Below are 21,207 nucleotides of genomic sequence, written 5' to 3' on the forward strand. Positions count from 1 at the left end.
GCGGGGAAAATTGCGCAAATTGGGATTTGGCACGCAACTGCGTAAACTTGTAGGTAACCTTTTTTAAGAATCAGCGGTAAGGATATGACAGCGATGGAAATTGATCAGTGGCGAAGAGAGTATGTGCAGGGTGGGCTTCAGCGCAGTGATCTGGCAGAGAGTCCGGTTGAGCAGTTTGAGGCATGGCTTGGTGAAGTGGTAAAGGCCGGTATTTCCGACCCGAGCGCCATGTGCCTGAGCACCGCCGATGCCAGTGGTCAGCCCTCTCAGCGGATTGTTCTGTTAAAGGGCTTCGATGCGCGTGGGTTTGTTTTTTATACCAACCTGAAAAGCCAGAAAGCGTGGGACATTGCTGCCAACCCCAAAGTTTCTCTTTTATTCCCCTGGCATTTCCTTGATCGCCAGGTGATTGTCCGCGGCGTTGCAGAGCCGTTGAGTGACACCGAAGCGGATGAGTACTTCAGCAGTCGCCCGCGAGACAGCCAGATCGCGGCGTGGGCATCCCACCAGAGTGATGCGATTGTTTCTCGGCAAGTGCTGGAGGAGGGCTTCGAAACCTTCCGGCAGAAGTTCGACGGCCAGGATGTTCCCCGCCCGGAATTCTGGGGTGGCTACCGAGTGGAGCCTCACGCGGTAGAGTTCTGGCAGGGGCGGGCTTCCCGGCTGCACGATCGTTTTGTCTATCGCTCCATGGAAGGTGGGGACTGGCAGATCGAGCGCTTGAGTCCCTGAGCGCTACTACACAACCGGCTTAAGCAAGCGATGCGTCCTGTGTCGCTTGCCCGATTTTCCAGATTTTTCCTTTTGTTTTCGGGTTTTGCCGGTGCCTCACGCCTGTTTCATACGGAATGGCTGCGTTCAGGTTATTCCTCGGGCGAATGCCGGTTATTCAGCGAATGGATTGCGTACCGGGGCGGGCGTGTTACCTAAGGGAGCAAACCAGAGCGGGCCGATACGACTGGCGGAAGCGGAGGTGGAATTAGGGAACAAACTTTAATTGTCTTTTTTGTGACGCTCGGGTCACCGCATTGTTGCGAGAATTTCGTTATTACGTTTCGCATGCTGGCTCATTGATAGAATTAATCGCTGAAAAAAATTCGCTTTTTAAATGGAAAAACCTCTTGTAGTCTTTCCCTGACCGGCTCCGTTAAGGGGCGGGAAGGATGACAGTGCGGTTGCGGGTCGGATCGCGATAGTAAGCGGTGATGCGCGGTGCCGGCTGCGGTTGTCCTGTTGCAGAAACACATAAAAATAACTCAGTGCAATGGAGAGAAAACATGGGAAGTCAATCTGACGCGTTTAGCGTAAATCCCCCTCGTGCAAATACGGCGACTAACAAGCGCAGCAGCCTGGTGCTGGCCTCTGCCTGTTCTTTCGCGGCCATGTCATTGGCCTGCGGTGTGGGCAGCGCACAGGCGGCGGCTGGAGAAGGCTCTGTCAGTACTTTGATGGAAGAGGTACAGGTGACCGCACGGAAACGCGCGGATGCCGAAAAACTGCAGGAGGTGCCGGTAGCGGCCACAGCCTACTCCGGCGATCAGCTGGAGGCCTTGCAGACACGCGATCTGCAGAGCCTGTCTTTCAAGATGCCGAACGTCCAGCTGGAAGATATCGGCACCGTAAAAAATACCGCAAACTTTACCGTGCGCGGATTGGGCGTCAACAGCTCGATTCCTTCCATTGATCCCACCGTCGGCGTATTTGTTGACGGTATGTACATGGGGGTGAACGCCGGTGTGGTCACCGACATGTTCGACCTCGAGGGCATTGAAGTTCTGCGCGGCCCGCAGGGGCTCCTGTTCGGACGCAATGTGACCGGTGGTGCCGTGGTGATCAAGACCGCGCGCCCCACGGAAGAGTTCTCCAGCAAATTTAAGCTGTCCACGACAGACAACCTCGATACGGTTGCTGCGGCAACGGTAAACGGCGCTATTTCCGAGCGCGTCAACGGCCGCCTCACCGCCTACTACAACAATGACCAGGGCTGGTTTGAAAATGTTTACACCGGCAACGATGAGGCCGGTGGTTCCGATACCTGGTTTATTCGCCCGAGCTTCAGTGTTGCGTTGAGCGAGTCGTCCGAGCTGCTGGTGCGTATGGAGCACGGCCGTATGGATGCCGCAGGAGCGGTGGCACAGAACCGCGGAGAGCTCGCGCCGAACTTCCCTTTATATGCGCTGTTTGGTGTGGATGTGTCTGACTGGGATAACAGCGACGGCTCTTTCCAGGTGGCACAGAACGAAGAGGGCTTCCAGGAAGACGAGTGGTCGCAGGTCATTACCGAGTACAACCAGGATGTCGCCTTCGGTGATGGCACCATCACCAATATCCTGGCCTGGCGCGAGTACGCTGCGACAGGTCTGGCCGATATCGACTCTTTGCCGATCACCGCCTTCCACGCGGCCACCAGCATTGACCAGAGCCAGATCAGTAACGAGCTGCGCTACGCCGGACGCTTTGGTGCCACCGCCGTGACCACCGGACTCTACTGGTTCAGCCAGGATCTGTCCTATTACGAAAACCGCCTGTTGCCACTGAATGGTCTGGATATCACCGGTGGTGGTGAGCAGGAGCACACCGCAATGGGTGTATTCGCGCAGGCGGATATCGACCTGAACGAGTCCTGGGTGCTGACCCTGGGTGGCCGCTACTCGGTGGAAGACAAGGATGCGCAGGTAGCAACCATCAACCCGGTGGTGGTCGGCAATACCCAGTGTAACCAGACTGGTTGCGCTTTCTATGACTTCAATGACAGTGAATCCTGGAGTGCCTTCACCCCGAAAGTGGGCCTGCAGTGGAACCTGAGCGATGATGCGCAGCTGTACAGCTACTGGACCAAGGGCTTCCGCAGCGGTGGTTACAACATGCGTAATACCGGTCTGCTGTACCAGCCGGGCCCAACCGATCAGGAAGAGCAGACGACCTTTGAAATCGGCGGTAAGGCAGAGTGGTTCGATGGCCGTTTACGCACCAATATGGCCCTGTTCCATAACACCATCGACGATATGCAGCGCGAAGAAAACCTGGCAGACCCGGTCTTCTCGGTAGTGCAGTACATTCGCAACACCGCAGACGCCACCATTCAGGGTGCGGAGCTTGAGGCGATGGCCGTCGCCAGCGATAACCTGCTGTTTACTGCGAATATCGGTTACGTGGATGGCGCCTACGACAGTGTGCGTGGGGACATCAGCGGCGATGGCCTGGTCGATGCGACAGACCTCGGTCTGGATATTCCCCGCCTGGCCCCCTGGACCTACGGTGTCGGTGTCGTGCACGATCTGCAGCTGGGTAACCTCGGGGTGCTGACCTCGCGCATTAACTTCAATCATCGGGATGCCGCGCCGTATACCGATAACAATCGCGGTATGCTGTCCGAAGCCGACATGCTGGACCTGAGCTTTGGTTTCGTACCGGATTCCGGCAATTACCGCCTGGCGCTGTTTGGCAAGAACATGCTGGACGAGGTGACGGAAGGCAACAATACGCAGTTGCCCCCTACCTTGGGTGGTGCGGGTGCGAGCTTTACACCGCTTAATAAAGGCCGTGTTATGGGTGTGGAATTGACCTACGATCTGTAAGCGACCTTTGGTAGAAGAGCCCGGCTTTGCCGGGCTTTTTTTTTGCCATAAAAATTAGCTACAGTCTGCCTGCAGAAATGGAGTGGGAGAGCGAATGAATAGCAGAAAGAAAACCATGCGATATGTGGATTTACGGGAACATGGTGGGCCTGAAACACTGTTCATCGCCGAGGGCGAAATACCGGTGGCCGGAGATGGTGAGGTATTGATCCGGGTCACTGCCGCCGGCGTCAATCGTCCGGACATCGTACAGCGTGCGGGTTTCTATCCGCCGCCGGCTGGCGCTTCACCGGTGCTCGGGCTGGAAGTGGCCGGTGACGTGGTTGCGGTTGGGCCGGGTGTACAGCGCTGGAACGTCGGAGATCGTGTCTGTGCTCTGACCAATGGCGGTGGCTATGCGGAATATGCACTGGCCCCCGAGGGGCAATGCTTGCCAGTGCCCTTTGGACTGACGGATACCGAGGCGGCGGCGCTGCCGGAAACCTTTTTCACCGTGTGGAGCAATCTGGTACAGCGTGCCGAACTGCGTGCCGGCGAGGTGCTGCTGGTGCATGGGGGCTCATCCGGTATTGGCACCAGTGCGATACAAATCGCTGCGAATTTGGGGGCGCGGGTATTCGCTACCGCAGGCAGTGCTGAGAAGTGCGCGGCCTGTGAGCGATTGGGGGCGGAACGGGCGATCAATTACCGCGAGCAGGATTTTGTAGAGGAAATCCATGCGGCCACCGAGGGCAGGGGAGCGGACGTCATTCTGGATATGGTGGGTGGCGACTACGTCAATCGGAATATCCAGTGCGCCGCCCTCAATGGTCGCATCGTCAATATTGCCTTCCTTGCAGGCGCAAAGGTGGAGGTCAATATGCTACCGGTGATGCTGAAGCGCCTGACACTGACCGGTTCCACCCTGCGCCCCCAGTCTTTGGCGATGAAAGCGGCGATTGCCCGGGAGCTGGAGTCGCTGGTGTGGCCGCTGATCGAGGCGGGCAAAATTCACCCGCAGTTGGCTGCCACGTTTGCGCTGCAAGACGTGGCGGACGCACATCGACTGATGGAGTCGGGCCGGCATATCGGCAAGATTGTATTGACGCCATAATGCCCGGTAATGCCGTATTCCAGGGCGTAGCGGCTTTCGCGGTAATATCACCGGTGGCGACATTGGTGTAGGCCTGATAGAGCCGGCTGATCTTGCGCACATAGGCGACCGGTTCCGAGCCTCGCACATAGCCATAGCGCGCCTTCTGGAAATAGCGTGGTTCAGAAAGCTTGAGCATTGCCACCTCGACGTTGTCGAACCAGCGGTTGGGATCCAGGCCGAGCTTTTCCGCCAGGCGCTGAGCATCCAGCAGATGGCCGATCCCCGCGTTGTAGGAGGCAAGGGTGAACCAGAGTTGCTCAGCTGCAGGCAGTGGGTCTTTAAAGCGGTTGCGGACCCATTCCATATATTTTATGCCCGCCTTGACGTTTTTTTCCGGGTCGAAGAGTGGTGGCGGATAACCCATATCCTCTCCGGTACGTGGCATGACTTGCATTAACCCCTGAGCGCCCACCGGGGAGACCGCATTCGGGTTGAAATTACTTTCTTGCCACATTTGCGCCACGATGAGCCGCCAGTCAAAGTTGTGTTCCAGCGACGACTCTTGCACAAGCTTGTCGTAAGGCGACAGTGCTTCGCCCGGAATTACCCGTGCGGAAATCTTTTGTACCAGGTGTTTATCGGGCTTGAAATAGGCCTCCAGCAGTTTGTCGAACTCCTCGCTACGGCTAAAGCGTTTGAGAAAGCGGTTGACCTGGCGCAACAGGTCTTCATGCCCCTGTTTTACCATCCATCCCTGTGGCCGTCCCTCGCTCACCTGCAGTCCAATCACCAGCTCCGGGCGCAGAGCTGCTTGAATGTCTGCAATGTAGCCGTCCTCGATGGTGGCCTCAAACTCGCCTTCTGCGACCTTGTTCAGGATTTCCTCAAATGACATTCGCGCAGGCGCTATCTGGACTTTGACATCCACACCATGCTCGCGCAGCGTGTGCGCAGTCTGAATAAAGGATGAGTAGGCGCGCAGGGTGATAGTGCGCCCTTTCAGGTCAGCAAGTGTTTCTATTTTTGGCAGCTTGCGATTACTGATGATTTTTTCAGAGGTCTCGATAAAGGGTGAGCTGAATGCTACCCCGCGATCAATCCGCTGTTGGGTGATGGTGGTAGAGGCCCCGGCGATATCCGCACGACCTTTCACTACCCAGTCCACAAGGCTTTCCTCGTTGGGAACCACCACAACCTGCAGTTGCAGCTTGTGCTTATCTGCAAACGCCTTTGCCATTCCGTAGTCAAAACCACGCAGGACGCCCTTCCACAGATAATAACTGGTAGGGCCGTTATAGGTGGCGAAACGAATGACACCGGATTTTTTTATCGCATACCAGTGGGAGGTTCGCTCTGGAATGGCATTGACTAGCGTGCGGGTTAGAAAGCTGTTGATCCGGTTCTGCAGTCGAGTGGAATCCTTGCGAATGGCCCAGGCAATATTTTCTGGTGAGCCCACGGTTGCACCCTCTTGCAAATCATCGCGATATTTGAGCGTTTCCTCGGCCAGGTTCTTGTGCAAAATGGTAACGGCATTGTCGGACTCCGCAACCATATCAAACAGGGTGTCTCGCTCCTGGGTGAGGTACACCTCCCGCACCGAGAGTCCGGCTTGCGGGTGTTCCGCAACCAGTGTGTGTGCCAGGGTCGCGTACGTGCTGCCCGCGAGGACGATAAATTCCGTTCCCTTAAGATTTTCGATATTGCTGATGTCCGGCCCGTTCTTACCGGAAATCAGTACGTCGGACGTCTGTAGAATGGGAATGCTGAATGCGACGATTTCTTTGCGCTCTGGGGTGATGCTTATATTTTCCGCCACCACATCCGCTTCGCCATCATTCACCATCTGTAAGGCTTGCTCAGGGGTTTGCGCGACAAGCCAGCGTGTGGCAACACCGATTCGCTTGGCAAAGTCCTCGCCCATTTGGCGGTGTGTCTGGTTGACGATGGCTTCGCGGGGGAGTATTGGCTGGTTGTCGCCGGTCAGGCTGACGAAGCGGATCACGCCGCGATCCTTGATGGCTTTCAGGTCACCTTTATCGATGTAATGATTAGGGTCGGCGTCGCCGGATTCGGCGGTTGTGGATTCATTGCTGGTAGGCTGGCTGGCGTCGGTCCCGGCTGATGAGGAGCCGGGACCTGTATTCCCGCGGTTGCACGCAACAAGGCAGAGCGCGATAAATAGCGCAAAAAAAATAGCGGACGGTCGACTTAATGAGATTGCCTGAGCTGGGCTGCCTTTTTCCATAGTTACTTCCGAAGACCGGGTTGAGCACTATGTTAAGGTCTGACAGGCAATATCCGCTTATTAATCCTCATTGCCACTTACAAGCGTGAGGCAATCGCGGGTGCCCCGGGCGCTTATTCGACGACGGCTGTGATTTCGCCTTCTGCCAGGCGCGCGCGAATTTTTTGCCCCGAAACGACATCGCTCGAGCGACGAACGACGTGTTTCTGCTCGGTTTGGACAATGGCGTAGCCGCGCTCCAGTACTGCCAGGGGACTGACACTGTTGAGTAGCTGGCTGGAGTGAGCCACCACTTCCCGCTTGTGCTGGAGCATGGCGCGCACGGATTTGTCGAGGCGCTGGGCTTGCTGATCCAGTCGGGTGTGCGCCTGGCTTAACCGGTGTCGGGGGTGTACCTGTGTGAGGGTGCGTGCAAACAGCTCCAGGCGCCGGGCGCTGGCCGCTGTGTGGCTGCGGATGGCGGCTCGCAGGCGTATTTCCAGATGGTCCAGCCGCTGCGCACGATTCTGCAATTGCTCGCGCGGGTGGCGGATGCGATTGCTGACTAGCTGGACATGCTGTCGCAGATGCCGCAGCTGTAACTTCAGCGCGCGGGTGAGGCGTCGCTCGATGTTCTCTACGTCATCACGCAGGGCGGCCGCATTGGCGCTGGCAATCTCCGCCGCCGCCGATGGGGTTGGTGCGCGCACGTCCGCCACCAGGTCGGCGATGGTGGTATCGGTTTCATGGCCCACGGCAGAGATCGTCGGAATAGGGCAGGCCGCCAGCGCTCGTGCAACCACTTCTTCGTTAAAGGACCAGAGATCCTCGAGTGAGCCACCGCCGCGGCCAACGATCAACAGGTCGTGCCGTTGCAGGCGACCGGCGAGGGCAATGGCATCCGCAATCTGCTGTGCTGCCCCTTGCCCTTGTACCGGCACCGGCAGCAGTTCGATCCTGGCCGCCGGGTAGCGGCGACCCAGCACCTGAATCATGTCGCGCACGGCGGCGCCGGTAGGGGAGGTGATGATGCCGATGGTGGCGGGCAGGTAGGGCAGGGGCTTTTTACGATCCAGGTCAAACAGGCCCTCGGCCTGCAGTTTGGCTTTGAGCATCTCCAGCTGGCGCATCAAGGCGCCAAACCCCGCTTCCTCCAGGTGCTCGATGATCAGCTGAAATTCGCCGCGGCCTTCGTACAGGCTGACACGGGCCCGCGCCAGCACCTCACGGCCGTTGCCGGGCTGAAACTGTACATTGCGGTTACGGCCGCGGAACATGGCGCAGCGCACCTGGGCGCGGGCATCCTTGAGGGTGAAGTACCAATGGCCGGAGCTGGGGGCTGCGAAGTTGGATATCTCGCCACCCACCCACAGTAGCGGGACGCTCCCCTCCAGTAGCTGCTTCACTTCCCGGTTCAGCTCGCTGACGCTCATGACCGGGCGGCCGTCGGTGGGGAGTGGATTGGGCGTGCCGGGAGGTGTGCTGAGCATTTCGGTCTCTACTGCGCTTGATTGGGCGGCCAATATTGCAAGGATGGCCGCCGAGGTAAAGGGATTTGCCATTCCCGTGCAAATAGTCTTTTGTTTCCGGAAAGGTTGCGGCTATAATCGCGCCGATACCCATTCCCGCTCCCTTGAGGTATGAGTGTCCATGTCTGAATCTCTGCGTATAGCACGCGAAGCCCTCACTTTCGACGACGTCCTACTTGTGCCCGGTTATTCCGAGGTCACGGCCAAAGACGTTTCCCTGAAGACAAAACTGTCTCGTAACATCACCCTGAATATCCCGCTGGTTTCCGCCGCGATGGATACCGTGACCGAGTCGCGCCTGGCCATTGCTTTGGCCCAGGAAGGCGGTATCGGCATTATTCACAAGAGCATGAGCATTGAAGAGCAGGCGCTCGCGGTGCGTGCTGTGAAGAAATTTGAAGCAGGCGTTGTAAAAGACCCGATCACCATCGAGTCTGACGCCAGCGTACGCGAACTGATCGCGCTCACCAGTCACCACAACATCTCCGGCGTGCCGGTGATGGATAAGGGTAATCTGGTGGGGATCGTCACCAGCCGTGACGTGCGCTTCCAGACTAACCTGGATATCCCGGTGGCGCAGATCATGACCTCGAAAGAGCGTCTGGTGACCTGTGAGGAAGGTGCCGCACCGGAAATGGTGCGCGAGCTGTTGCACAAACACCGCATTGAGAAAGTGCTGGTGGTGAATGACAAACTCGAATTGCGCGGCCTGATTACCGTCAAGGATTACAATAAGGCTGAGCAGTACCCCAACTCCTGTAAAGACAGCGACGGTCGCCTGCGTGTCGGCGCATCGGTGGGCACCAGCCCGGATACCGATGACCGTGTGGCGGCCTTGGTGGAAGCAGGCGTGGACGTGCTGGTAGTCGATACCGCCCACGGCCACAGCAAGAACGTGATTGACCGTGTACGTCGCATCAAGGAAATGCATCCGCAGGTGGATGTGATTGGCGGCAACATTGCTACCGGTGAAGCAGCCACGGCGCTGGTGGAAGCCGGTGCGGATGCCGTGAAAGTCGGTATTGGCCCCGGTTCCATTTGTACTACCCGTATCGTCACCGGTATCGGCGTGCCGCAAATTTCTGCGATCGCAGAAGTGGCCAAGGCCCTCGAAGGTACCGGCGTACCGCTGATTGCCGACGGCGGTATCCGCTTCTCCGGGGACATCTCCAAGGCCATTGTGGCGGGAGCCTACTCGGTGATGATGGGCTCCATGCTCGCGGGTACGGAAGAAGCACCCGGTGAGGTGGAGTTGTACCAAGGGCGTACTTACAAGTCCTACCGTGGTATGGGCTCCCTCGGTGCCATGTCGCGCACCCAGGGTTCATCTGATCGCTATTTCCAGGACGCGAGTAAAGGTGCTGAAAAGCTGGTGCCCGAAGGCATTGAAGGTCGTGTGCCTTACAAAGGCCCGATTTCGGTGATCGTGCACCAGATGATGGGTGGCCTGCGTTCCGCCATGGGCTACACCGGTAGCGTGGACATGGAGACCATGCGCACCAAGCCACAGTTTGTGCGGGTAACCGCCGCCGGCATGGGTGAGTCTCACGTACACGATGTGCAGATCACCAAGGAAGCGCCAAACTACCCGGTTGGCGGGCGCTAACAGCCGCGCCAGAGACATCGTGCCCCGTCAGGGGCATTTAAAAACAGAAGTGCACTTTCAAGTGAACCGCAAACGGACCTCTCAGGGTCCGTTTGCCGTTTATAAAACTGGTACGAGTAAGCCATGAGCCAAGATATCCATTCCAGCCGAATTCTGATCCTCGACTTCGGTTCTCAGTACACCCAGCTGATTGCCCGCCGCGTGCGCGAACTGGGTGTGTTCTCCGAGATTCGCGCGTTCGACATGAGCGACGAGGAAATCCGCGAGTACAACCCGCAAGGCATCATCCTCGCCGGCGGCCCGGAGTCGGTGCCGGAAGAGGGCTCCCCGCGCGCCCCCGGGGCCGTTTTTGAGCTGGGCGTGCCGGTGCTGGGAATCTGTTACGGCATGCAGACCATGGCACACCAGCTGGGCGGTGCCGTGGAGGGCAGCGATGTGCGCGAGTTTGGCTACGCGCAGGTGAAAGTGGAAGGCCAGTCCGCGCTGCTGCACGACATCAGGGATCACCTGGACGACAGCGGCAGTGCGTTGCTGGATGTGTGGATGAGCCACGGCGATAAAGTGGTGAAAATGCCGGAAGGTTTTGAACTGATGGCCTCCACACCATCGTGCCCCATTGCCGGCATGTACCACGCGGAGAAAAATTTCTTTGGGGTGCAGTTCCACCCGGAAGTGACCCACACTCTGCAGGGCACCCGCATTTACGAGCACTTTGTGATCGAGCTGTGCGGCTGTGAAAAACTGTGGACCCCGGCCAATATCATTGAAGACTCCATCGCCAAAGTGCGCGCACAGGTGGGCGATGCCAAGGTGCTGCTCGGCCTGTCTGGTGGTGTCGACAGCTCTGTGGTGGCGGCCCTGCTGCACAAGGCCATCGGCGACCAGCTGACCTGCGTGTTTGTGGACAATGGCCTGCTGCGTAAGAACGAAGGCGATCAGGTGATGCAGATGTTCGCCGACAACATGGGCGTCAAGGTCATTCGTTCCGATGCGGAAGAGGAATTCCTGTCCCGCCTGGCCGGTGTTGATGAGCCGGAAGCCAAGCGCAAGATTATCGGCAATACCTTTATCGAAATCTTCGACAAGGAAGCGGCTGCGCTGAAAGACGTGCACTTCCTGGCGCAGGGCACCATCTATCCGGACGTAATCGAATCTGCCGCGGCCAAGACCGGCAAGGCGCATGTGATCAAGTCGCACCACAATGTGGGTGGCCTGCCGGAAGACATGAAGATGGAGCTGGTGGAGCCCCTGCGTGAACTCTTCAAAGATGAAGTGCGCAAGATCGGCCTGGAGCTGGGCCTTCCCTACGATATGGTCTACCGCCACCCGTTCCCCGGCCCGGGCCTGGGCGTGCGTATTCTTGGGGAAGTGAAAAAGGAGTACGCGGATATCCTGCGTGAGGCCGATGCCATCTTTATCGAAGAACTGCACAACGCAGACTGGTACCACAAGACCAGCCAGGCGTTTGTGGTATTCCTGCCGGTCAAGTCCGTGGGTGTGGTGGGCGATGGTCGCCGCTACGAATACGTGGTGGCGCTGCGCGCGGTGGAAACCGTGGACTTCATGACCGCGCGTTGGGCACACCTGCCCTACGAGTTGATCGAGAAAGTATCCAACCGGATTATCAACGAGATCGAGAACATCTCGCGGGTAGCGTACGACGTATCCAGCAAGCCCCCTGCCACCATTGAGTGGGAGTAAGGCAGGCGATACCTGAAGCAGTATTAGCGCTCGGCACCCCGCGGTGCCGATAGCGCCTTCAGGTTTTCCAGTAACTTCTCCGCCCGCGCGATACTGGCCTGAAGGTCAAGGTTGTCCGGCGCGAGTGCACCTGCTTCGCGCCAGATATCGAGGGCCCGTTGGATTTCGCCCTGGGAGTAGAGTTCGTTGCCGCGCTGCAGCGCCGTTGTCACGCGGCTGGCCAGTTGTGCTTGAAACTCAAGCTGTAATGAACGCAATTGCGGGGGCTGGGGTGATCGTTGCTCCAGGGCCTCCAGATGTTGGCGGGCGCTGACCAGATCGCCTGCGTCCAGCGATTGTTCCAGTTCGGCAATGGGCAGCTTCTCTACTTTTTTGCGGGGGCGGTTTGCCGGGCGTGGTTTGGCGGGGCGGAGTTTTTGGCTGGTGAGGGCGAGGTCGCGGGTGATTTTTTCACGCACCTCGCTGGCAAGCGGAAGATCCTCGCCGTAAAGACCCTGTGCGACTTTTAATGCGCGTTGCGCCAGCGCGTAATCCTCCCGCGCCAGCGCGCGTTGGGCGTGTTCCTGTAGCGATTCTGCGGACGCCCGGCGTTTGCGGTTGAAATTCTTCAGTTCCAGCCAGTTGAGTACACCGGGTTCCTTGAGTTGCCGCAGGTGCTGGTAGGCCACGGTGTCTTTCAGCAGCTGCTCGCCTTTGTGTATCTCCAGCTCTGTGCGTACCCGCTCTTCCTGATGTTGCCGCCGCTCCACCTGTTGTTGCCGTGCCCTGTGCAATGCTCGGCTATCGGGGAGCAGATGTATCGCACTGTCGAGCGCCTGTTGCGCATCGCGCCAATGGTTTTGCTGCTCGAGGCTACGTGCAGTAAGAATCACATCCCGTTCGAACTGCTGCAGGCGGCTGCTCAGCTGGGCGATCTGTTTTTGCTGAGCGGGAGTGTGCGCCGGCTGACCCTGCAGGTACGCGAGTTCGGATGCATTCTGACGCACCTGCTGGGCAGTATTGGGCGGGAAGCCAATGAGGGGCTGCTCTGATGGAATCAGGCTGCAGGACGGCTGTACCAGTAGTGCGGACAACAGTAAAAGTGGGGCAAGTGCCGAGCGGCCGTCACGCATGATACACCGCGCGTTTTTTATCGTCCGCTTCCCGGCCATCCAGCAAGGTTTTCAGGTTGGTTTGCAGACGGGGCACCGCCTCAGCGTGAATGCCTTGCACGGAATAAATTTGAACTGGACTCGACTTGCCGCGAATCGACAGGGTTTGTCCGGCCTGTGCAGAGATGCGTGGTTCCAGCATGGTAAGCAGTTGCTTGCGAATGATGATTTGCTCTGGCTCGGCCTCGCTGCACAGCCGCGAGGCAAGATTGACCGCATCGCCGACCACGGTGTACTCCATGCGGTCGTCGGAACCGAGGTTGCCAGCCAGCATGGCGCCGCTGTTGATGCCAATGCGAAAATGCACTTCCGGGCGGCCACTGGCGCGGCGCTGTTTGTTCAGTGTTGCGGCCAGCTGTTGAATCAATATAGCGCAACTCACCGCGTTAAATGCGTGGTCGCTGTCATCTTCCAGAACGCCGAACACGAGCATTGCGCAGTCGCCGATAAACTTGTCGACCACTCCGCCATACAGCGAGCAGGCGCGGGAAATATACGAAAAATATTCATTCAACAGCTCGGAGACCTGGCTCGGCTGCAGCTTTTCCGACATGGCGGTAAAGCCGGTGATATCCGCAAATAACACGGTGGCTTCAATGGGGCGGTCCACCAGGCGGACTTCATCCAGGTTGGCCAGCACCTTGTCGGCCACACTCTTGGATACATAGCGGGAGAAGACCCGTTCTACCTGGGATTTTTTCAGCAGGCCGGCAGCCATATTGTTGAAGCCTTCGAACAGATAGCCGAGTTCATCATTGCGCTGCTGATCGATGCGGGTGGCGAGGTCACCACGGCCGATGGCTTCGGTCGCTTCCATCAGATGGTGGATCGGTAGTGACAGGCGCCGGCTTAGCCAGTAGGCGAGCAGGGACGCCAGCAGGGTCATGGCCAGGATAGCGTAGACGATGGCTTCGCGGGCCCTGCGGGCGGCCTGGTCCATCTGCGATGCTGAGAGCGTGACCACCACCGAGCCGACACGTACATCCTGGTAGGTAGCCGGGGCAATGAAACTGAGCATGCGCTCTGGTGGCTTACCCTGCGCTTGCTGAAACCAGGGTTGGGACACGACACCGGCGGGCCCGGAAGGGAGATGGCCGGAAGGGAAGTGAATCGCATCGGGCTGGAGCCCCGTGACCGACAGTAGCTGTCCGTCATGATCGTAAATCCCGGCACCCAGTACCTTTTCATCCTGCCCGAGATTGGTGGTCAGCATGCGCAGGTTCAAGCTGTTTTCAGACAGGATGGGTTCGCTGGCCAGCTTCGCCAGTTGCAACGCCATGGTGTTGCCGAAATCGTGTAGCTGGGTGCGTAGCAGGCGATTCTGGTTGTCGGCGATAAACAGGCCCAGACTTGTCATGCCGAGCACGAGCAACAGCGTCATCACCAGCGCGAGCTTGAACGCAATCGGCACGCGGCGAGGGCGCAGTCCCGTAAGGCGCACTTGTAGACCGCCAGCGATGCGCCGCAAGGTGGCTCTGGTCTTAGTGTTCAACGGGTGTGCTCTCCATGAATCGGTGGTCAGCTACATTCAGTTTCAGGGGGCGACACTATACCAGCTCTCGGTCGCTGGTATGACAGGCTAAGCCGGTCGGCGGTTATTTTTTCGCCACACCCGGCTTTCCTTTTAGGCGTTTAGGCGTTCGCTCCACGCCACTTGAAACAGGTGAAAAGCCTGCGCCCGGCTGGTAGCATCCCCCGCCGTTGTGGCGGCGCCCGTGACTATCCATATATGGTCCAGATACGGTCCAGTTGTGGTGTCGCGCGGTCAATGACTCTACGGTATCGGCCGTTTGCCGATCTTTACCCTGAGTTGCTGTGGGTTCGGCGCAAAAGGCGGTGTCTTGCCGGGGGAATACTTTACTAAGTTGTTGATAATGAGTATCGTTTGCCCTGTTTTTCAGGAACCGAAGAGAATATCTATGCAACCTTCATCTCGTGTACGGAAACATCGTCATCTCGGGCTGGTACTGGGGCTGTGTGCGCTGCTCGGTGCCGCTCAGGTGTCCGCCAACGGCGCCATCGGCGACCACGTAAATGACCTGAAAGGGCACCTGAACCAGTATTCGGAAGAGGTGCGCTGGCTGATTGGCAAGTACGACGGTGTTGTGGACACCTACGAAGCCAAGGGCAAGAAAGCCACAAATACCCAGCAGCTGCTGGAATTCTGGGAAGAGGTGGACTTCCACTCGGCCATCGAAACCAATTATGTCCCGGTGTACGCCAATATCTGGCAGGGCATCTATGGCATCAAGCAGGCGATCGAAGCGGGCAAGCCGGTAGCGGAAGTACGCGCCGAGCAGGAAAAACTGAACAGTGCATTCTGGCAGGGCCTGGGTGCGGTGAAACTCGCAGCACAGTTTCAGGAAAAGGGCTTGCTGGCGAAAGTGCAGACCACCGAAGCCGAGCCCACGACTGCGCCGGAGACCCTGGACGACATCAAACATCGTCTCGATCGGGTTGTCGCGAAATATGCAGAACAATTGCCGGAAGCCGCCACCTCCCTCGTGCACGATACCTACCTGAACCGCTTTGAAGGTGTGGAAGGTGCGCTGATTGAGCAGGACGCGGCACTGGTTGAAGACCTGGAAAAAGATTTCAACGTGACGTTGCCGCAGGCGCTGGACGGCAAGACCAGCGTGGACGATGTGCGCAAGGTGGTTGAATCCATGCAGGTCAAACTGGATAAAGCCAAATCGCTTCTGCTGGAAGCCGAGAAAAAACGCAAGGACGTCTTCTAAGTCCGTTCGAGAGCGTCACAGTAAGGACTATCAGTGCAGCGCAGAGCTTTTTTACACAACCTGGCGGCAGTTGGTGCAATCAGCTGTCTGCCAATGTCCATCCAGCGCAGCTTCGCGGCGCAAGCCGTGGCTGTTTCTGTTGAACAGTTGCCGAAGCTGGAAGGGGAGATCACCCTCTACCTCGGAAGGGGAGAGGGTGGCCTGTATGAAAATGTGCTTGAGGCCATTCGCAAGCGCAACCCGAAGCTGAATCTGAAGATTCGTCGCGGCGCAACGGCGGCGCTGGCAAACAGCATTGTGGCGGAGTCAAAGGCCGGGGTGAAACGCGCAGATGTGTTCTGGGCGGTGGATTCCGGCGCTATTGGCCTCATTAGTGACGCGGGGCTGGCGCGCCCGTTGCCGGCCGATCTGATCGCTCAGCTGAGGCCCGGCTTCCAATACCCGCAGTGGGCACCGGTTACCGGCCGGGTGCGAACCCTGCCATACAACACCGACCGCCTGACCGCGGAGCAAATCCCGGACAGTGTCATGGCGCTGGCCGACAGTGACCTGTCCATTGGCTGGGCCCCCGCGTACGCTTCTTTTCAGTCGTTCGTTACCGCGATGCGCTTGCTGGAGGGTGACAAAGTCACCGCGGACTGGCTGCGTGCGATCAAGGCGCGGGCAACCACCTATGCGGGCGAGCTTGGTGTGGTGATGGCGGTAGAGCGCGGTGAGGTGGATCTCGGGTTTGCCAATCATTACTACACCCTGCGTTTGAAAAACGGCAAGCCCGATGCCAAGGTGGCGCTCGGCTTTACCAAGAACGATGCCGGCTGCCTGGTGAATGCGGGCGGGATTCTGGCGCTGTCCGATGGTGACTTGCCGATCAACTTTATTCGCTACCTGCTCACCGAAGAAGTTCAGTCTTACCTGGCGAGCGAGGCTTACGAAATTCCCCTGGTGGAAGGCGCCAAGCCGCCGCAGGGCCTGCCGCCGCTGGATACCATATCCCCGCCGAAAATTGACCTTACGCAGTTGGCCGATCTGCGCCCCACGCTGAATCTGATGCGTCGTGTCGGGGTGCTATGAGCCTGACTCTCGGAAGGCGGTGGCCGGCGTCCTATCCGCTGGCGCTGGTGATTGCGTTGCTGGCCATTGTGCCGGTTGGCGTGTTGGTGGGGCTGGCGTCTGACAGCGCGGAGCTGTTTGACGCACATAATCTTCGGGTCCTCTCGAATACCCTGCTGCTGATGGTGTTCACGGTGCTGGGTTCTGTCGCAATCGGGGTGCCGCTGGCATTGATCACGGCCTACGCGCAATTGCCCTGGCGCCGGCTGTGGCTGATTCTGCTGGCGGCCCCTTTGGCCATTCCAAGCTATATCGGGGCGTTCACCCTGTATGCGGCGTTTGGTCGCGGCGGCGAAATCCAGCAGTTGCTGGGGTGGCCAATGCCGGCGGTGAATGGCCTCCCTGGCGCCACCCTGGTCATGACGCTGTATTCCTACCCGTTTGTAATGCTCACCACGCGCGCCTCGCTGCTGAGCCTTGATGCAAGCCTGGTGAATGCTGCACGCACGCTGGGCATGAGCATTGCCGCCAGCCTGTGGCGTGTGGTGCTGCCACGGGTTGCTACGGGCATCGCTGCCGGCGCGTTGCTGGTAGCGCTGTATACGCTATCCGATTTTGGCACACCGGCCATCATGCGCGTGGATACCTTCACGCGGGTGATTTTCGTCGAATACAACGCATTTGGCCTTAGCCAGGCGGCCATGCTGTCGCTGCAGCTGCTGGTCATTGTCGGGCTGGTGTTGTTTCTCGAATCCCGCGTGCGCGGTAACAAGGAGCGGCCCGGCCGGCACCTCACCCTGTGGCCCTCGCGTGGGCAGAAACTGTTGATGGCTCTGGTATTTGCACCGGTGTTGGTGCTGGCTATTGTGTTGCCGCTGCTGGTGTTTGGTGTCTGGCTGTGGCGCGAAGGTACCGCTGGCTTCGATGCGAGTTATGCATGGAATTCGGCCCACGCCTCGTTTCTTGCGGCGCTGGTGGCCGTGGTGCTGGCGATTCCGGTTGCGCATGCCGCCATCGCCGGTCGTGCCGGACGTTTTATGGAGCGGCTGACTTATTTCGGTTTTGGCGTCCCGGGTATCGTTATGGGTACTGCACTGGTGTATGTCGGGCTGCAGCTGCCGTTTCTTTACCAGACTCTGGGGCTGCTGGTTCTGGCATACGTCCTGCGCTTCCTCCCTCTGGCGGTGGGATCTGTGCGCTCCACGGCGGAAGGTCTGGACCCGAGCCTGGTTAAGGCCGCACGCTTGCTGGGTGCGAGCCCGCGCGAGGCTTTTCAGAGAATTACCCTGCCACTGACAATCCGCGGCATGGTGGCGGGTGCCGCGCTGGTCTTCCTGGAGGCCATGCGTGAATTGCCCGCGACCCTGATGCTGGGGCCTACCGGCTTTGAGACGCTGGCTACGTACTTGTGGCGAATGTACGAGGCAGGTTATTTTGGCCGCGCGGCCATTCCGGGCCTGCTGCTGGTGTTGATGTCTGCGTTGGGACTGGCGCTCATGCTGTCCGGTGAGCGCCGCGCCGAATTCGATGTTACTGGGAAATAAACGCAGCCATGCTGAAAGTACGTAACCTGTCTGTGCATTACGGTTCTACCCGGGTGGTGAACAACCTGAACCTGGCGCTCGGGGACGATGAAGTCCTCATGCTGGTGGGGCCCACAGGCTGCGGAAAAACCACGATATTACAGGCTCTGGCGGGCCTGATTCCGATCTCGGAGGGCGAAATTCAGCTGGGCTCCTGGCACGCCACGCCGAAGAAGTCGGTGCCGCCAGAGAAGCGTAATGTGGGCATGGTGTTTCAGGATTTCGCCCTGTTTCCCCACCTCACCGTGCAGCAGAATGTGTGTTTCCGTCTGTCTGATACGGCGTTGGCGGACCACTGGCTGAACCTGCTGGGGCTGGATGCATTCCGTCACACCAAACCGGCGAATCTTTCTGGCGGCCAGAAGCAACGTGTCGCGCTGGCACGCACGTTGGCGCACGAGCCCGCGTTTGTTTTGCTGGATGAACCGCTGTCGAACCTCGACGCGGCGCTGAAAGACAGCTTGCGCTGGGAGATTCGCGAAGCGTTGAAAAAAGCGGGTATTCCTGCGATCTGGGTAACACACGATCAGGAAGAAGCGTTGTCGATCGGCGACCGGGTGGGAATCCTCAAGGGGGGCGAGCTGGAGCAGGTCGATTCGCCCGAGCGCTGTTTCTCCGAACCCGCCAGCCGCTTTGTGGCGCGCTTCCTCGGTGAAGCGAGCTTCTTGCCGGGGCAGCTCCGGCAGGCATCGGTGGAGACCGAACTCGGCCACGCACCGGGGATTCCCATCAATGGGGCCGGTGGTGCGGTGGATTTGCTGGTGCGTCCGGATGATCTTTCTCTGGTGCCTTCAGTCCAGGGTAACGGTGTGGTCGACTGGGTGCGCTACGAAGGGTGTTCGCGCCTGTTTGCGGTGACCGTCGACGGTGGTGCCCAGCTCCGCGTACGCACCAGTCACGAGGTCCAGGCTGAACCTGGCGAGCGCGTACAGCTCGCCATTGTTACCACCCATCCCCTGGCTGCATTTGCGCGGTCCTGACTCGACAGCCGCTGTGCCGTTCCCCCTCAGTGTGCCGCGGGCGTTTGTGCAGCTCGCTAGCGGCACGCTTGGTCTGCCAGGATAAGGCTGCGGCCTGTCCAATTTTCCTGCCTGGCGTCTGGCGGGATTTCCTCCAAACTTTCCTGAACATCTATTGCACCAATGTCGGGCGGATAGGCTCTGTTGGCGGCTGAAACCTGCTCGCCGCCGTGGCGAGTCGTTTTTTTCCTCGGCCGCAGGGCGATGCGCGGGGGATTGGTGTAGCCCCCAGGGGCTAGTGAAAAAACCTTTCCACAGAGTGTGGTGAATATTTCATTGCCTCGAGTTACGTGTGTAATTTGTCAATACCGTTTTGAAAGTTTTTATAAGCTATTGATTTATATGGATAAAATATATTTGGTTAATTTTTCTTCACAGAGTGGGCATTACGCAGCAATGCGGGCTGGCGGGGTTTTCCCGATAGTTGCTCACAGACATATCCACAGTTTCTGTGGATTGTGAATAAAAAAAGCCGGCGGCTGCCGGCTTTTGTGCTACCCGGTGCGGCGGCATCGGGTCTTGGGGGCTCCTCGCGACGTCGGGTGGCGCCGAGCTCGTTGTGTTGCTGTCATACCAACTCAGCGGAAGGTGAGTTCCACCCGACGGTTCTGGGCCCGGCCCGACTCGGTGGCGTTGCTGGCCACGGGCTGGGTTTCACCGTAGCCCCGGGCGGTGATGCGGGCAGCATTGACACCGTTTTGCACCAGATAGCGGCGCACGGATTCGGCGCGCTGGCCTGATAACCGCAGGTTGTAGCTGTCATTGCCCTGGCTGTCTGTGTGCCCGGCCACTTCCACCTGGGTATTGGGCTGGTCGCGCAGAGACTGAGCCACTTTGCTCAGTGCGGCTTCTGCCCGCGGTGTCAGCCTGGCTGAGTTGAACTCGAACTGGATGTTTTCCAGGGTGATGGTCTGGTCTGCCACCACACAACCGTACTCATCCACTTCCGCACCGGGCAGGGTATTCGGGCAGCGGTCGTTGCGGTCGAGAACCCCGTCACCATCGCTGTCGAGGTTGATGATCTCAGGCTTGGGCTCTGGGGGAGGCGGCGCCGCAACAGGTGCAGCCACCGGTGGGCAGCTGAGCGGGATACTCAGCCCGAAACCAAACTGCCAGTCATTCATGTCGCCGGCGAAAAAATCGCGCAAGTAGCGCACTTCAGCACGTATTTTCAGTCCGCTTCGGCTGATGGCACCACTGGTGATACCTGCGCCGAGGTTGATAAAGGCATTGGTTTCCTGGTAGCCGTAATCAAACTTGGTGTTGTTGTGAGACACACCCACGCCACCGAGCAGAAAAGGGGAGTAACCGTCACGGCCATTGAAGCTGTAGACCGCATCCATCCCCAGCCCGGTGAGGTCGTTGTCGCCACTGGGATAGAGCTCACCGGAAAACAGGGGTGGCGGGGTGGTGAAACGGTCGTTGGTGCCATCAAGCTGGGTGCCGAACAGGTGGACCTCGGTGAACCAGTTGCCCTGGGTCTGCCAGCCAAATGCGGTGCGCAGACCAGCGGCCTGGCGCTCGGTATTGCGTTCCTCGTCCACACGGGTGAGGAACGGCATGATGTCGATGTACTTGTCTTCCTGGGCGAGCAGCGGTGTGCTGGCTGTCATGGCTGCGACCAACGCAGCCCCCGCGATCGTTTTAGCTGGCACTTGTGTTGAACGCATAGATGGCTTCCTTGGATCTTGTTGTTTTTCGATGAGTCAGAACGCACGATTTTCGGGGATGGCCACGGTCGTCCTCTGCATGGGCGATCGTGTTTGAGTCGTGACCGGACTAATGAATCTGGTTAACACCCGTTACTTATTAGTTGATCCCTGCGACTTTTCCAGTGGTTTACCGCGTCCGGTGAAAATTATTGGCGGGGAATTTTTCGGTGTGGCAGCGATGTGCCCGGAAAAGAACTTCCGGGCGACACAGTTGGTTAGAGAGAGGCCGGTAAGGAGG

At 58.6% G+C, this 21,207-nt stretch carries 13 protein-coding genes and 1 pseudogene; 9 read left to right on the forward strand and 5 right to left on the reverse strand.

Annotated elements, in window-relative coordinates:
* Positions 1-93: 93 nt before the first annotated feature.
* The 3 genes from pdxH (at position 94) to JF535_RS16740 (ending at position 4,671) form a co-directional block, all read left to right on the forward strand.
* On the forward strand, positions 94-732 hold the full coding sequence (gene pdxH, locus JF535_RS09515; protein ID WP_207003689.1) for a pyridoxamine 5'-phosphate oxidase: 639 nt from the start codon (positions 94-96) through the stop codon (positions 730-732).
* 545 nt (positions 733-1,277) lie between these two features.
* Positions 1,278-3,578 carry a TonB-dependent receptor gene (locus tag JF535_RS09520; RefSeq protein ID WP_207001522.1) on the forward strand — a complete coding sequence of 767 codons (2,301 nt, stop codon included), beginning with the start codon at positions 1,278-1,280 and terminating at the stop codon, positions 3,576-3,578.
* 115 nt (positions 3,579-3,693) lie between these two features.
* Positions 3,694-4,671 carry an NAD(P)H-quinone oxidoreductase gene (locus JF535_RS16740; RefSeq protein WP_242523937.1) on the forward strand — a complete coding sequence of 326 codons (978 nt, stop codon included), beginning with the start codon at positions 3,694-3,696 and terminating at the stop codon, positions 4,669-4,671.
* A 238-nt stretch (positions 4,672-4,909) separates the two neighbouring features.
* Here JF535_RS16740 and JF535_RS09525 read toward each other — a convergent pair.
* Together JF535_RS09525 and xseA are read right to left on the reverse strand one after the other, a co-directional pair.
* Positions 4,910-6,901: pseudogene (locus tag JF535_RS09525) on the reverse strand (transporter substrate-binding domain-containing protein); the annotation flags it as partial.
* Positions 6,902-7,014: 113 nt separating this feature from the next.
* Positions 7,015-8,370, reverse strand: coding sequence for an exodeoxyribonuclease VII large subunit (gene xseA, locus JF535_RS09530; RefSeq protein WP_207001526.1), 1,356 nt, complete (start codon positions 8,368-8,370; stop codon positions 7,015-7,017).
* A gap of 160 nt (positions 8,371-8,530) precedes the next feature.
* Here xseA and guaB point away from each other — a divergent pair, with 160 nt between their 5' ends.
* A complete protein-coding gene (guaB, locus tag JF535_RS09535) occupies positions 8,531-10,015 on the forward strand; it encodes an IMP dehydrogenase (RefSeq protein ID WP_207001529.1) in 1,485 nt (494 codons plus the stop codon).
* A 123-nt stretch (positions 10,016-10,138) separates the two neighbouring features.
* Positions 10,139-11,716 (forward strand): glutamine-hydrolyzing GMP synthase, encoded by a 1,578-nt coding sequence (gene guaA / locus JF535_RS09540; protein ID WP_207001531.1) that lies wholly within the window; start codon positions 10,139-10,141, stop codon positions 11,714-11,716.
* A 23-nt stretch (positions 11,717-11,739) separates the two neighbouring features.
* On the opposite strand, the gene JF535_RS09545 is transcribed toward guaA, so the two are convergent.
* On the reverse strand, positions 11,740-12,828 hold the full coding sequence (locus JF535_RS09545) for a hypothetical protein (RefSeq protein ID WP_207001533.1): 1,089 nt from the start codon (positions 12,826-12,828) through the stop codon (positions 11,740-11,742).
* The gene (locus JF535_RS09550; RefSeq protein ID WP_207001535.1) at positions 12,821-14,359 is read right to left on the reverse strand and encodes an adenylate/guanylate cyclase domain-containing protein; all 1,539 of its coding nucleotides are present in this window, start codon (positions 14,357-14,359) and stop codon (positions 12,821-12,823) included. Before JF535_RS09550 ends, JF535_RS09545 begins: the two co-directional genes overlap by 8 nt.
* 427 nt (positions 14,360-14,786) lie before the next feature.
* Between JF535_RS09550 and JF535_RS09555 the strand changes: the two genes are divergently transcribed.
* From JF535_RS09555 to JF535_RS09570, 4 genes are read left to right on the forward strand one after another with little or no spacing between them, the layout of a single operon-like run.
* Positions 14,787-15,605: a hypothetical protein gene (locus JF535_RS09555; RefSeq protein ID WP_207001537.1), complete on the forward strand. Its 819-nt coding sequence runs from the start codon at positions 14,787-14,789 to the stop codon at positions 15,603-15,605.
* A gap of 33 nt (positions 15,606-15,638) precedes the next feature.
* Positions 15,639-16,676, forward strand: a complete 1,038-nt coding sequence (locus JF535_RS09560) for an extracellular solute-binding protein (RefSeq protein ID WP_207001546.1) — start codon at positions 15,639-15,641, stop codon at positions 16,674-16,676.
* Entirely contained in the window at positions 16,673-18,199 is a 1,527-nt protein-coding gene (locus JF535_RS09565) for an ABC transporter permease (RefSeq protein WP_207001548.1), read from the forward strand. Before JF535_RS09560 ends, JF535_RS09565 begins: the two co-directional genes overlap by 4 nt.
* Before the next feature lie 8 nt (positions 18,200-18,207).
* On the forward strand, positions 18,208-19,218 hold the full coding sequence (locus tag JF535_RS09570; RefSeq protein ID WP_207001550.1) for an ABC transporter ATP-binding protein: 1,011 nt from the start codon (positions 18,208-18,210) through the stop codon (positions 19,216-19,218).
* Between the two features lie 617 nt (positions 19,219-19,835).
* Here the strand turns inward: JF535_RS09570 and JF535_RS09575 are convergent.
* The gene (locus tag JF535_RS09575) at positions 19,836-20,927 is read right to left on the reverse strand and encodes an OmpA family protein (RefSeq protein WP_207001553.1); all 1,092 of its coding nucleotides are present in this window, start codon (positions 20,925-20,927) and stop codon (positions 19,836-19,838) included.
* Positions 20,928-21,207 lie beyond the last annotated feature (280 nt).

The organism is Microbulbifer salipaludis, assembly GCF_017303155.1.
GTDB classification, from domain to species: Bacteria; Pseudomonadota; Gammaproteobacteria; order Pseudomonadales; family Cellvibrionaceae; genus Microbulbifer; species Microbulbifer salipaludis.